The following is an 11473-nucleotide window of genomic DNA, read 5'->3' as shown; positions in this document are numbered from 1 at the left end:
ACGCCGTGGAAGGATGGATGCGCGACGACGCCGGACGCGCCGTCCTCAAACTACGCGTCGCCGCCGCGGCGGCCGACGGGGCCGCCAACGCCGCGGTCGTCGCCCTGATCGCCAGGACTCTGGGGCGGCCGAAGTCGGCGGTGAGGATCCTGCGCGGGGAGACCGCGCGGGTGAAGCAGATCGAGATCACGGGGCTGGACGAGGCCGAGGCCTGGTCGCGGCTGGGCGCGCCGCCCGATGCAATCGGGTGAACGCCTAGGACGGCGAAAGAAATCGTCGGCGGCCGGAACTTGCCTTTCGGGGAAGGGTTCTAGGCGCGATCCGCAAGCGATCACCATTGCAGGCGGGTCAAGGATCGGCCCGGCCCACACCCCTGGCATCCCCCCCACCCTGGCCGGGCCGATCACCTCCTCCCCTTCTCGGGCCCGTTCGATCGCCCTCTGGCGCCGGCGCGCGCGAGGGGCGATGTTGAAGCCCATGTCGCGATCCGACCTCGCCCGCATGATCGACGAGGCCCGGCGCATGGTGGTCTTCACCGGCGCGGGGATCTCCACCGAGTCCGGCATCCCGGACTTCCGCAGCCCCGGCGGGGTGTGGAGCAAGATGAAGCCGATCTATTTCCAGGAGTTCGTCGGCGATGCGGCCAAGCGGCGCGAGGCCTGGACCCGCACCTTCAGCGGGACGGCGCGCTGGACGGGGGCGGCGCCCAACGCCGGCCACCATGCGGTCGCCCGGCTGGTCGCGGCCGGCAAGGCCCGGGCCGTCATCACCCAGAACGTCGACAACCTGCACCAGGACTCAGGCGTGCCGGCGGACAAGGTGATCGAGCTGCACGGCAACGCCAGCTACGCCATGTGCCTGGAGTGCGAGGAGCGCCACGAGCTGGCGGAACTGAAGGACAGCTTCCTCAAGGCCGGCGAGATCCCCTACTGCCGCCGCTGCGGCGGGCTCGTGAAGACGGCCGTCATCTCCTTCGGCCAGTCGATGCCGCAGGAGCCGATGGCCCGCGCCCAGCAGGCGTCGCTGAGCTGCGACCTGTTCCTGGTGCTGGGCTCGTCGCTGGCGGTGCACCCGGCGGCAGGCTTCCCGCTGATCGCCAAGCGCAACGGCGCCCTGCTCGCCATCGTCAACCGCGAGCCGACCGAGCTCGACCCTTACGCGGACCTCGTGCTGCACGAGGAGATCGGCGCGGTGATGACCGAGGTCGTGGCGGCGTGAGCTTACGGCGCGTCAGCGCCGGTAGTCGAATTCAACCACCAAGCTCACCAAGACCACCAAGGGGCCGAGCGAAAGGCTTCCACGCTGGAGCCGTGCAGCGCGTCTTGGTGGTCTTGGTGAGCTTGGTGGTGAACTTAAAAGCGCCTACGGCGCGTTCCGCGTGGGCGCTCAGACCCGATCCAGCTTGCGGGTCAGCTGATTGAGCACGCGCAGGCAGACGGCGAGGTCGGCGGGGTCGATCTCGGCGAACATCTCCGCCTGCAGGTCGGCGACGATCTCCTCGGCCTGGTCGAGCACCGGCTGGGCCTCGCCGGTGATCTGCACGACCTTGGCTCGGCGATCGAGGCTGTGGGCCCGGCGCTCGACCCAGCCCTGCGCCTCGAGCGCGTCCAGGAGGCGCACCACCGTCGGCTCCTCGACGCCCAGCCGCTGGGACAGCTCGCGCTGCACCACCCCATCGGCGCAGTCGGCGATCTCCGCCAGCGCCGCGCACCGCGCGTCGGTCTGGCCGATCGCCTTCAGGCGTTCGTTGAGCCGGGTGCGCCACCGCCGCGCGGCCAGCAACAGGGCCTGGGCGAGCGCCGAGCAGACGTCCTGGCCCTCTGGCTCGACCTTGGCGGTGTACACAAAAACACTCCCGAACGCGGTCACCCCGCGGAGGGTTACAAGAGAAGGCGCGTTCCGGTGAAGCTTAGACCTTCCATTCCGACGCACCTGCGACAATGTGACCAAATTCAGACGCGAAAAAGTAGTCGCCCCCCCGCCAGCCGCCGGCCGCTCCCTTACACTTGCCGGCGCATAGTGAATCTGAGCCTGTGGGACAAACACCACCTGGACCAATTATCCGGCGAACGATTCGGAAGCCCGGAGAGCCTCCCCAGCTTAGTTTCCGCCGCAGTAATCCTTTTTCAACGCGACAACCCTGAAATCAGTGCGACGGGGGGGCAGAAGCGCCCCGGGGTTTCGGGCGGAGACGTCGCAGTGTTTGAACTGAACCAGACGATCTTCCAGACGTCGGCCGCCGACGTCGGCGCGATCCCGGTCGCCTTCATCTCGCAAGCTGCGCACGCCGCCGGCGGCGGCGCGGCCGGGCGCCCCCGAGCAGGCGCCGGCGACGACATCGGAAGCGAGATCTAGCCCGCCATGCCCCGCAAACCTGCTCCCGACAGCGCGGCCGTCCTGCGGCTGGGCCAGGTGCTCGACCTGAACGCCGCCGCCCCGCTGGTGAACGAGTTCCTGGCCCTGCGCGGCCGCAACGTCGACGTCGACGCCTCCGCCGTCGAGCGGCTCGGCGCGCAATGCCTGCAGGTGCTGCTCTCCGCGCGCCGCACCTGGGACGCCGACGGCGCCGAATTCTCCGTGGTCTCGCCCTCCAGCGAGTTCACCTCGACCCTCGCCCTCCTCGGGGCGCCCATCGAACAGCACTTCAACTCTCGGGAGCTCAGCGCATGAGCAAGACCATTCTGACGGTCGACGATTCCCGCACCATGCGCGACATGCTGCGGCTGGCCCTCGTCGACGCGGGCTTCAACGTCGTGCAGGCGGAGGACGGCGTCCACGGCCTGGAGGTCCTGGCGGGCGAGACCCCGGACGTCATCGTCACCGACATCAACATGCCGCGCATGGACGGCTACGGCTTCATCGAGGGCGTCCGCTCCGACGCCCGCTGCCGGGCGATCCCGATCCTGGTGCTGACCACCGAGTCCTCGCCGGAGAAGAAGGCGCGGGCGCGTGACGCCGGGGCCACGGGCTGGATCGTGAAGCCCTTCAATCCCGAGAAGCTGGTGGAAGCCATTCGCCGCGTCGCGGCCTGAACGCGCAAGACCTTGAGGCGAGACTAAGGGACCCGGTCCATGGATCCGATGGCGGAAATCAAGGCGACTTTCTTCCAGGAGTGCGAGGAGCAGCTCGCCGAACTGGAATCCGGTCTCCTGGCCATGGAAGGCGGCGACACCGACACGGAGACCGTCAACGCCGTGTTCCGCGCGGTGCATTCGGTCAAGGGCGGCGCCGGCGCGTTCGGCCTGGACGACCTGGTGCGCTTCGCCCACGTGTTCGAGACCACCCTGGACGAGGTTCGCGCGGGGCGCCTGGCCGCCTCCGACGCGGTCGTGAAGTCGTTGCTGCGCTCGGCCGACGTGCTGGCCGACCTGGTGCGCGCCGCGCGCGACGGCGGCGAGGTCGACCAGAGCCGCTGCGACGCGATCGCCGCCGAGCTCGCCGCCGTGGCGGGCATCGAAGCGGACGCCGACGGCGGCGACGACGGCATGGGCGAGATCGCCTTCCAGCCGATGCAGATCGCTCCGCTCGAACTGGACCTCGAGGAGGCGGCCGCGCCGGTCCTCGTCGAAGACGCCCCCGAGCCGTCCGCCTGGACCCTGCGCTTCAAGCCGCGGGCCGAGCTCTACGCCAAGGCCAACGAGACCGTCCTGTTGCTGCGCGAGCTTGCGCGCCTGGGCGAGGTGGAGGTCGAGCTGGACGCCAGCGACCTGCCGCTCCTGCCGCATCTCGATCCCGAGGGCGCCTACCTCACCTGGAACGTCCGCCTGCGCGGCGACGCCAGCGAGACCGACGTGCGCGAGGTGTTCGAGTTCGTCGACGCCGACTGCGAGCTGGACATCCAGGCGATCGGCGCCGACGGCGAGCCGATCGAGGCCTCGTCCGCCGAGCTCGACATCGCCGCCCTGATCAGCATGGCCCAATCTGCAGTCGAAGAGGCCGCCGTCGAGGAGACGCTCCTCCCAAAGCCTGAGGCCCCGGTCGGGGCCGCTCCCGCAGAACCCGTCGTCGAGGCCGTCTCCGCCCCGGTCCTGGAAGCGGCCAATGCGCCGCCGGCCGAGGACCGCCGCGTCGAGGACCGCCGCAGCGGCGACGACCGCCGCGGCCAGGGCGACGCTGGAAGGGCCGAGGCCGGCAAGGCCGTCGCCGTGCAGGCCGCCCCCACCATCCGCGTCGACCTCGACCGGGTGGACCGGCTGATCGACCTGGTCGGCGAGCTGGTGATCAACCAGGCCATGCTGGCCTCGCGCGTCAACGAGCTGGGCGTCGCCCGCGCCTCGCACGTCGCCAGCGCCCTGGACGAGCTGGAACAGCTGACCCGGGAGATCCAGGACAGCGTCATGGCCATCCGCGCCCAGCCGGTGAAGTCGGTGTTCCAGCGGATGCCGCGCCTGGCGCGCGAGGTCGCCGCGATCACCGGCAAGCAGGTCCGCCTGGTCACCGAGGGCGAGGGCACCGAGGTCGACAAGACGGTCGTCGAGCGGCTGACCGATCCGCTGACGCACATGATCCGCAACGCCATCGACCACGGGCTGGAGAGCCCGGAGAAGCGCGTCGCCGCCGGCAAGAACCCGGAAGGCGTGGTCAAGCTCTCCGCCGCCCACCGCTCCGGCCGCATCGTCATCGAGGTCGCCGACGACGGCGGCGGCATCAACCGCGAGCGCGTCAAGCAGATCGCCATCGACAAGGGCCTGATCGCCGCCGACGCCAGCCTGACCGATGAAGAGACCGACAACCTGATCTTCCTGCCGGGCTTCTCGACCGCCAGCGCCATCTCCGACATTTCCGGCCGCGGCGTCGGCATGGACGTGGTGAAGCGCTCGATCCAGGACCTGGGCGGGCGGATCTCGATCACCTCGCGGCCGGGCCTGGGCTCGACCTTCTCGATGAGCCTGCCGCTGACGCTGGCGGTGCTCGACGGCATGGTGGTCACCGCCGGCCAGCAGACCCTGGTGGCCCCGCTGACCGCGATCATCGAGACCTTGCAGCCGAAGCGCACCGACGTGCACGGCCTGGGCGGGGGCGCGCGGGTGATCGCCATCCGCGGCGCCTATGTGCCGCTGGTCGACGTGGGCCTGGCGCTCGGCTACCGGGCCGAGCCGCTGGACGCCGAGCAGGGCGTGGCGCTCTTGATCGAGGGCGAAGGCGGCGCCCGCGCGGTGCTGCTGGTCGACGCGATCCAGGGCCAGCGCCAGGTGGTGATCAAGAGCCTGGAGGCCAACTACCGCCGCGTGCCGGGCATCGCCGCGGCCACCATCACCGGCGACGGCCGCGTCGCCCTGATCCTCGATATCGACGCCCTGGTGGCGGCCTCGCGGACGACCGAGGCCCCCAGGCTCCTGCAAGCGGGCTGAAGACGATGAGCGAAGTTGCGAACCAGTCGGGCGTCGGACGCGAGCTGATCTCCTTCCGCATCGGCGAGCAGGAGTTCTGCGTCGACATCATGGAAGTCCGCGAGATCCGCGGCTGGACGCCGGCGACGGCCCTGCCCCAGGCGCCGCCGTTCGTCCGTGGCGTGATCAATCTGCGCGGGGCGGTGCTGCCGATCGTCGACCTGGGCGCGCGCCTGGGCCTGGGCGCGGCCGATCCGACCGCCCGGCACGTCATCATCGTCGCCCAGGTGCAGAACCAGATCGTGGGCCTCTTGGTCGACGCAGTCTCCGACATCCTGACGGTCACCGACCAGGACATCCAGCCGACGCCCGACGTGGCCTCGGAAATGGTGCGCAACTTCGTGCGCGGCCTCCTGGCCATTGAAGGCCGCATGGTGAGCTTCATCTCGCTGGACCGGGTCCTGCCTGACCGCGAGCTCGATCACGCGGCATGAGCGTCCTGCCCCCGACAATTTTGCGGGAGGACCGCCGCGCCCAGCTGGTGGACGGGGAGTTCCTGTTCACGGCGGAGGACTTCCGCACGATCGCGGCCACCCTGCATGCGACGGCGGGGATCGCCCTGCCGGAGAGCAAGGCGACGCTGGTCTATTCGCGCCTGGCCAAGCGCCTGCGCGCGCTGGGCCTGGAGAGCTTCCGCCAGTACTGCAAGCTGGTGACCGGCGCCGAGGGGCTGGACGAGCGCCAGCAGATGATCGTGGCGCTGACCACCAACGTCACCCGCTTCTTCCGCGAGCCGCACCACTTCGACCATCTGAAGGACAAGTTGCTGCCGCCCCTGCTGGCGGGCGCGCGGCGCGGCGGCTCGGTGCGGATCTGGTCGGCGGCCTGCTCGAACGGCCAGGAGCCCTATTCGATCGCGCTGACGGTGCTGTCGCTGATGCCGGACGCAGCCGACTATGACGTTAAGATCCTGGCCACCGACATCGACACCCAGATGCTGGCCGAGGCCCGCGCCGGCGTCTACTCGGGCCAGGTCGTCGCCGCCGTCCCCGCCGACCTGCGCAGCCGCTGGTTCGAGCGCGACGGCGAAGGCTTCCGCATCGCCGAGGCGGTGCGCCGGCTGGTGACCTTCAACGAGCTCAACCTGATCGGGGACTGGCCCATGCGGCGCCAGTTCCAGGCGATCTTCTGCCGCAACGTCGTCATCTATTTTGAAGAGGAGACGCAGTCGAAGGTGTTCAGCCGCTTCCTGCCTCTGATGAGCCCGGAAGCTCGGCTCTACATCGGCCACTCCGAACGCGTGTGCGGCCCCGCTGCGGCGCGCCTGGAGACGGACGGCGTAACCACCTATCGCCTGCGGAGCGTGCGCTAATGATCCGTGTGCTGATAGTCGACGACTCCGCCACCATGCGCAGTCTCATCGCCACCGTGCTGCAGCGCGACCCGGAGATCGAGGTCGTGGGCGAAGCGGGCGACCCGCTGGAAGCGCGCGAGGCGATCAAGCAGCTGAACCCCGACGTCATCACCCTCGACGTCGAGATGCCGAACATGAACGGCATCGACTTCCTGGAGAAGATCATGCGCCTGCGGCCGATGCCGGTGGTCATGGTCTCGACGCTCACGGTGCGCGGCGCCGAGGCGACGATGGAGGCCCTGGAGCTGGGCGCCATCGACTGCGTCGCCAAGCCCTCGACCGGCGGCCTGGAAGGCTTCTCCGACCTGCCCTTCAAGGTGAAGGCCGCAGCCAAGGCCAAGGTGCGGCCGCTGCGCGACCCGGGCGCGGCCGCGCCGGCGCCGGTGGAGCACATCCCCGACGGGCGGCTGATCGCCATCGGCTCGTCGACCGGCGGCGTCGAGGCGCTGCTCACGGTCTTGACCCGCTTCCCCGCCAACTGCCCGCCGACGGTGATCACCCAGCACATGCCGGCGACCTTCACCAAGAGCTTCTCCGAGCGGCTGGACCGGCTGTGCGCCCCCAAGGTGGCCGAAGCGCATGACGGCGCGGTGCTGGACGCGGGCCGGATCTACATCGCCCCGGGCGGCGAGAAGCATCTGGAGATCGGCGGCTCGGGCACGCTGCGCTGCCGGCTTTCCGACGGGCCGGCGGTCAACGGCCACCGCCCCTCCGTCGACGTCCTGTTCCGTTCGGTCGCCAAGGCCATGGGGCCCAGGGCCGTGGGCGCCATCCTGACCGGCATGGGCCGCGACGGCGCCGAGGGCCTCTTGGCCATGCGCCGCGCCGGCGCCCGCACCTTCGGCCAGGACGAAGCCTCCTCCGTCGTCTACGGCATGCCGAAGGCGGCCTTCGAAATCGGCGCCGTCGAGCGTCAAGCGCCCCTCGACCGGATCGCCGCCGAACTCCTCAAAGCGCCCAGCTCCAAAGTGATCGAGAACGCCTGATGCCCGCAGCCGCTTCCCTGAAGGTGCTTGTCGTCGATGACCAGCAGACCATGCGCTCGCTGGTCCGCAGCGGTCTGCAGCAGCTCGGATTCAAGGACATCCGAGAATGCGCCGACGGCGAGGACGGCCTGCGCGCCATGCTGACCAGCAAGGCGCACCTGATCATCTCCGACTACAACATGCCCAAGCTGGACGGCCTGGGCCTGCTGCGCGCGGTCCGCGCCCACGAGCCGATCCGCGGCACGGCCTTCATCATGCTGACGGGCCGGGCGGACAAGGAGCTGGTGCAGCGCGCGGTGCAGTTCGGCGTCAACAACTACCTCGTCAAGCCCTTCACCGTGCAGACGCTGAAGGAAAAGATCGAAGCGGTGTTCGGTCCGCTCACATGACCCACGTCGGGACGCGACCCAGAGCTGACGGCCTGCGCCCCGTGCACATCGTACAGGGCGAGCAATACGTCACCGACGACCCGGAGGCGGTGCTCACCACCATCCTGGGAAGCTGCGTGGCCGCGTGCCTTCGTGATCCCGTCGCCGGCATCGGCGGAATGAACCACTTCCTGTTGCCCGGCGGCGACCCGCGCAAGGGCGACGCCGACTCGGTGCGCTACGGCGTGCACGCCATGGAGCTGCTGGTGAACGCGCTCCTGTCGAACGGCGCGCGCCGCGAGCGGCTGGAAGCCAAGCTCTTCGGCGGCGCCCGGCTGATCACCGGCCTGACCGACATCGGCGAGATGAACGCCACCTTCGCCGAGAACTTCCTGCGCCGCGAGGGCCTCAACCACGTCGGCGGCAGCTTGCGCGGCGACGCCGGGCGGCGCATCCAGTACTGGCCGGTCAGCGGCCGCGCGCGCCAGGTCTTCCTGCCGAAGGACACCCCCGAGGTCTTCGCCCGCGAAACCGCCCCCCTCCCGAAGCCCGCCGTCGACACCGGCGCGCTCGAGCTGTTCTGAGGGCCCGCGGTCGTGTCGCCTTCCCCCCAACCCCTCTCCCGGACGCTCGGCGCCTGCGCCGGCGAGCTGGCGGCGCTGGCCGACCGCTGCGAAGCGTTGCAGGCCGGCCTCGCGCCCGCGCTGCAGAGCGGGGCGGCGATCGAGGAGGCGCAGACGCTCGACCTTCTGACCCAGAGCCTGGCGGCGGTCGCCGACTACCTGCATGCCCTCTCCGCCAGCCTGCCGGCGGAATGGCTGGTGGATCCGGCGCCGGCGGCGGCCATCGTTCCGCTCACCGAGCTCGCGCGGCGGCTCACCGGCGCGGCGCTGCTCGCGCCGCCCGAGAGCGGGGAACTCGATCTGTTCGGAGCCTGTCCATGAGCGGGAAGGCAACGGAGGCGGCGCGCCTCAACCTGTCGAAAGCCACGGTCCTTCTGCTGCAGAACAACCAGGCCGAGCTCGACATCCTCGGTCAGGTCTTCATCGGCTTCGGCGTCAAGGCGATCCGCAAGTGCCTGACGCTGAACGAGGCCAACGACTGCATCCTCAAGGGCGTCGTCTTCGACCTGATCATCGTCGACTGCGACATGCCGGGCGGGGCGGGCTTCGACTTCGTCAAGGGCGTGCGGCGGATGGAGGACAACGACAACCGCCTGACGCCGATGATGCTGATCAGCGGCCACACCGTGCCCTCCTCGATCAGCAAGGCGCGCGACTGCGGCGCCAACTTCGTGGTCGCCAAGCCGATCACGCCGAAGATCATGCTCGACCGCGTCCTGTGGCTCGCTCGCGAGGAGCGGCAGTTCGTCGTCAGCGACAGCTACGCCGGGCCCGACCGGCGGCACAAGACCTTCGGCCCACCGGCCGGGACCAAGGGCCGGCGGCACGACGACGTCTCGGCCAAGCTCGGCAAGGCGGCCGGGCCGGACATGTCCCAGTCCGACATCGACGCCATGTTCAACCCGAAAAGGGCCTCGCTGTGAAACCAGGCGCCACCACCTTCAAATACGAGAACCGCCTGGCGAAGAGCGTGGTCCGGACCGGCGGCATGAGCGCCGCCGAGGCCCTGTCCGCCGCCCAGAAGGCGGTCGAGGAAGTCCGCGAACCGACGATCGCCGAGATCGACGCCAACCTGCAAGAGATCTACGCTTTGGGCGAGGCGCTCAAGGCAGGCCAGGCGTTCGACGAGACGGCCCTGCAGAAAATGTACATCTGCGCCAACCGGGTCGTGGCCATGGGCGGGGTCTTCGGCCTGGGCGAGCTGGGCCAGGCCGCCTACAGCCTCTGCGAGCTGGTCAGCCGCTTCCAGACGCTGGAGCGGTTCCAGTGGCAGATGATCCGGGTGCACCTCGACGGCCTCAAGCTGCTGCGCAATCCCGGCGACCACCCGGCGGCGATCCGCGACGAGGTGCTGGCCGGCCTGCGCCAGGTCGCCACCAGCGTCGGCTGACGGCTTCTAAGACGGCGGCCGGCCGATTAAGAAGCCGGCCATGACCTTGCCCCACCCGCCGCTGCGCTCCTACGGCCGGCTGAAATCGCGCCCGATCAAGCCGCGCCAGGCGGCGCTGATGGACACCCTCCTGCCGAGCCTGCGCGTCCCGCAAGCGCCGTTCGAGCCGCGCGCGCTGATGGCTGGGGCGGCCGAGGCCTGGCTGGAGATCGGCTTCGGCGGCGGCGAGCACCTGGCGGCCCAGGCGGCCAGGCGCCCAGACGTGCTGTTCATCGGCGCCGAGCCCTTCCAGAACGGCGTGGCGAGCGCGCTGCGCCACATCGAGGCGGCGAAGCTGGCCAATGTGCGGGTGCACGACGGCGACGCCCGCGAGCTCTTGGCGCGGATTCCCGACGCCAGCCTGGAGCGGATCTTCGTCCTCTTCCCCGACCCCTGGCCCAAGGCCCGCCACCACAAGCGCCGGCTGCTGCAGCGCGACACCGCCGCGGAACTGGCGCGGGTGCTGAAAGCCGGCGGACGGCTGCGCTTCGCCAGCGACTGGGCCAACTATGTCGACTGGAGCCTGGAGATCCTGAGCGGCGCGCCCGGCCTGACCTGGACCGCCGAGCAGGCGTCGGACTGGCGCACCCCGCCCGCCGACCACGTCACCACCCGCTACGAGGAAAAGCGCCTGGGCGACTGCGAGCCGGTGTTCCTGGATTTCGTGAAGGGGTGATCCCTCCCCACGAAGGGGAGGGAAGAGGCGCCTACTTCGCTTCCTGCTTGTAGGCGGCGATCGAGTTGCGGATCAGCTCGGCGGCTTCCTCGGGGTCGGCCCAGCGGACGATCTCGACCGACTTGCCCTTCTCCAGGTCCTTGTAGTGCTTGAAGAAGTGGGCGATCTGCTCGGTCAGGATCGACGGCAGGGCGCGCCAGCTGTCCACGCCGGCATAGAACGGGTGCAGCTTGTCCACCGGCACCGCCAGGATCTTCTCGTCGCCGCCGGCCTCGTCGCGCATCATCAGCGCGCCCACCGGACGGCAGCGGATCACCGCGCCCGGCACCACCGGCGTCGGGCCCACCACGATAATGTCCATCGGGTCGCCGTCGTCGGCCAGGGTGTGCGGGATGAACCCGTAGTTGCCGGGGTAGTACATCGCCGTGTGCAGGAAGCGGTCGACGAAGATCGCGCCGGACTCCTTGTCCAGCTCGTATTTCACCGGCTCGCCGCCCTGCGGGATCTCGATGATGGCGTTGACGTCGTACGGCGGGTTCTCGCCGACGGGGATCTTGGAGAGGTCCATGGGGTCCTTCGGGGGGCACACACAAGAGTGGCGCGCTTCTGGACCATCCGCTGCGCGGAGGGAAGGGGGCGCGGCTACT

The 11473-nt window shown here is 70.0% G+C and carries 17 protein-coding genes; 15 read left to right on the top strand and 2 right to left on the bottom strand.

Translation table 11 applies throughout. The annotated features are described in order from the left end of the window. Both VJS38_RS15585 and VJS38_RS15580 read left to right on the top strand, forming a co-directional pair. Positions 1–251 (top strand): DUF167 family protein (locus tag VJS38_RS15585; RefSeq protein ID WP_324089070.1); only part of this gene is annotated, 251 nt, incomplete at its 5' end. Between the two features lie 226 nt (positions 252–477). Continuing rightward, entirely contained in the window at positions 478–1218 is a 741-nt protein-coding gene (locus VJS38_RS15580; RefSeq protein ID WP_324089069.1) for a Sir2 family NAD-dependent protein deacetylase, read from the top strand. A gap of 168 nt (positions 1219–1386) precedes the next feature. Here the strand turns inward: VJS38_RS15580 and VJS38_RS15575 are convergent, their stop codons facing one another. Continuing rightward, the gene (locus VJS38_RS15575) at positions 1387–1845 is read right to left on the bottom strand and encodes a MarR family winged helix-turn-helix transcriptional regulator (protein WP_324089068.1); all 459 of its coding nucleotides are present in this window, start codon (positions 1843–1845) and stop codon (positions 1387–1389) included. Positions 1846–2019: 174 nt separating this feature from the next. Here VJS38_RS15575 and VJS38_RS15570 point away from each other — a divergent pair, with 174 nt between their 5' ends. The 13 genes from VJS38_RS15570 to trmB are packed head-to-tail and all read left to right on the top strand — an operon-like array spanning position 2020 to position 10826. Then, the gene (locus VJS38_RS15570) at positions 2020–2355 is read left to right on the top strand and encodes a hypothetical protein (protein ID WP_324089067.1); all 336 of its coding nucleotides are present in this window, start codon (positions 2020–2022) and stop codon (positions 2353–2355) included. 6 nt (positions 2356–2361) lie between these two features. Beyond that, the gene (locus VJS38_RS15565; RefSeq protein WP_324089066.1) at positions 2362–2670 is read left to right on the top strand and encodes an STAS domain-containing protein; all 309 of its coding nucleotides are present in this window, start codon (positions 2362–2364) and stop codon (positions 2668–2670) included. Further along, entirely contained in the window at positions 2667–3032 is a 366-nt protein-coding gene (locus tag VJS38_RS15560) for a response regulator (protein WP_324089065.1), read from the top strand. Before VJS38_RS15565 ends, VJS38_RS15560 begins: the two co-directional genes overlap by 4 nt. A gap of 39 nt (positions 3033–3071) precedes the next feature. Then, entirely contained in the window at positions 3072–5351 is a 2280-nt protein-coding gene (locus VJS38_RS15555; RefSeq protein ID WP_324089064.1) for a chemotaxis protein CheA, read from the top strand. 5 nt (positions 5352–5356) lie between these two features. Continuing rightward, positions 5357–5824 carry a chemotaxis protein CheW gene (locus VJS38_RS15550; RefSeq protein ID WP_324089063.1) on the top strand — a complete coding sequence of 156 codons (468 nt, stop codon included), beginning with the start codon at positions 5357–5359 and terminating at the stop codon, positions 5822–5824. After that, positions 5821–6702, top strand: a complete 882-nt coding sequence (locus tag VJS38_RS15545; protein ID WP_324089062.1) for a protein-glutamate O-methyltransferase — start codon at positions 5821–5823, stop codon at positions 6700–6702. The genes VJS38_RS15550 and VJS38_RS15545 overlap by 4 nt, the downstream gene beginning before the upstream one ends. Next, positions 6702–7730 carry a chemotaxis response regulator protein-glutamate methylesterase gene (locus VJS38_RS15540; RefSeq protein WP_324089061.1) on the top strand — a complete coding sequence of 343 codons (1029 nt, stop codon included), beginning with the start codon at positions 6702–6704 and terminating at the stop codon, positions 7728–7730. Before VJS38_RS15545 ends, VJS38_RS15540 begins: the two co-directional genes overlap by 1 nt. Next, positions 7730–8119 carry a response regulator gene (locus VJS38_RS15535; RefSeq protein WP_324089060.1) on the top strand — a complete coding sequence of 130 codons (390 nt, stop codon included), beginning with the start codon at positions 7730–7732 and terminating at the stop codon, positions 8117–8119. The genes VJS38_RS15540 and VJS38_RS15535 overlap by 1 nt, the downstream gene beginning before the upstream one ends. Then, a complete protein-coding gene (locus VJS38_RS15530; RefSeq protein WP_324089059.1) occupies positions 8116–8682 on the top strand; it encodes a chemotaxis protein CheD in 567 nt (188 codons plus the stop codon). The genes VJS38_RS15535 and VJS38_RS15530 overlap by 4 nt, the downstream gene beginning before the upstream one ends. Positions 8683–8694: 12 nt before the next feature. Further along, positions 8695–9042 (top strand): hypothetical protein, encoded by a 348-nt coding sequence (locus tag VJS38_RS15525; RefSeq protein ID WP_324089058.1) that lies wholly within the window; start codon positions 8695–8697, stop codon positions 9040–9042. Further along, positions 9039–9644 carry a response regulator gene (locus tag VJS38_RS15520; RefSeq protein WP_324089057.1) on the top strand — a complete coding sequence of 202 codons (606 nt, stop codon included), beginning with the start codon at positions 9039–9041 and terminating at the stop codon, positions 9642–9644. Before VJS38_RS15525 ends, VJS38_RS15520 begins: the two co-directional genes overlap by 4 nt. Further along, entirely contained in the window at positions 9641–10111 is a 471-nt protein-coding gene (locus tag VJS38_RS15515; RefSeq protein ID WP_324089056.1) for a hypothetical protein, read from the top strand. Before VJS38_RS15520 ends, VJS38_RS15515 begins: the two co-directional genes overlap by 4 nt. 40 nt (positions 10112–10151) lie before the next feature. After that, a complete protein-coding gene (gene trmB / locus VJS38_RS15510) occupies positions 10152–10826 on the top strand; it encodes a tRNA (guanosine(46)-N7)-methyltransferase TrmB (protein WP_324089055.1) in 675 nt (224 codons plus the stop codon). A 31-nt stretch (positions 10827–10857) separates the two neighbouring features. On the opposite strand, the gene ppa is transcribed toward trmB, so the two are convergent. After that, a complete protein-coding gene (gene ppa, locus VJS38_RS15505; protein WP_324089054.1) occupies positions 10858–11394 on the bottom strand; it encodes an inorganic diphosphatase in 537 nt (178 codons plus the stop codon). Positions 11395–11473 lie beyond the last annotated feature (79 nt).

The organism is Phenylobacterium sp. (genome assembly GCF_035276905.1).
In the GTDB taxonomy this organism is placed as follows: domain Bacteria; phylum Pseudomonadota; class Alphaproteobacteria; order Caulobacterales; family Caulobacteraceae; genus Phenylobacterium.
The sequence above is the reverse complement of the archived record's forward strand: the minus strand, read 5'-3'. Positions and strand labels throughout refer to the sequence as shown.